Origin of the sequence: Nguyenibacter vanlangensis (assembly GCF_013376155.1) — a bacterium.
Taxonomy (GTDB): domain Bacteria; phylum Pseudomonadota; class Alphaproteobacteria; order Acetobacterales; family Acetobacteraceae; genus Gluconacetobacter; species Gluconacetobacter vanlangensis.
In genome coordinates, this window is record NZ_JABXXP010000914.1 from 1 (window position 1) to 954 (window position 954).

Genomic DNA, 954 nt, shown 5'->3' on the forward strand with positions numbered 1-954 from the left:
ATCAGGGTGCGCCCTTCGAAACGGAAGGCGATTGCGTCGCCCATCACCGCGCGTCCCGGCTGGCGGCGGCCAGGTCCGGCAGGTCGGCCGAACCGGACGCGGACAGGCGGCGGTATGGCCGTTCGGCATGGCGCTCGATATGGCGCTGCAGGAAATCCCACGCCGTGGTCATGAAAAGATAATACAGCGCGGCGACCGAGAAGAGTTCGAGCACCATGAACTGGTCCTGTACCAGGATCTGGCTGCGCTGCATCAGCTCTTCCATCGAGATGACCGAAGTCACGCTGGTCGTCTTCAAAAGGCCGTTCACCGAATTGCCCAGCGGCGGAATAATCAGGCGAAAGGCCTGCGGGAACGCGATGCGGCTGGAAATCTGCCATTCATCCATGCCCAGCGCGCGCGCGGCGGCGATCTGGCCCGGCGGCACGGCGTTCAGCCCGGCCCGGATGATTTCGGCCAGATAGGCGGCCTCGTTGAGGCTGAGGCCGATCACCGCGCAGGCCGTGACGCTGAGCCGGATATCCAGTTTCGGAAGCCCGGCATAGATCACGACCAGCTGCACCAGCAGCGGCGTGCCGCGGAACAGCCAGACATAGAACCGCGCCGGAACCGACAGCACGCGCCGCCGCGACCGTTTCATGACCGCCAGCGCCAGCCCGAGAAGACAGCCGAACACCATTGCCGCGAAGGTCATCCACAACGTGACCAGCGCGCCGCGAAAGATATAGGGGCTGGTAAGATAGGTGAAGAACCCGTGCCAGTTCCAGACCTGCATGTCGGATACCCTGTCGTTCAAAAGCGGTCGGAGAGGCGGCCCGGGCCGGACGCCTCGATCCTGCCGGGAAGCGGGGAGACGCCATAGGGCGCCATGATCCGCGCGAGCGTGCCGTCGTCCTTCATCGCGTTCAGGACCGCGGCGACCCGGTCGGCCAGCGCGGCGTCGCGCAGGGCCAG

General features: G+C 65.7%; 1 protein-coding gene. It reads right to left on the bottom strand.

Annotated features, from left to right (window positions below; translation table 11 throughout):
- Nucleotides 1–43: 43 nt before the first annotated feature.
- Complete coding sequence (locus HUK84_RS20125) at nt 44–775, bottom strand: amino acid ABC transporter permease (protein ID WP_176641780.1); 732 nt, start codon at nt 773–775, stop codon at nt 44–46.
- Nucleotides 776–954: the final 179 nt, after the last annotated feature.

What these genes read in the sequence shown, in the direction of transcription:
- HUK84_RS20125 (WP_176641780.1), bottom strand. Translation starts at nt 775, where the DNA reads ATGCAGGTCTGGAACTGGCACGGGTTCTTCACCTATCTTACCAGCCCC.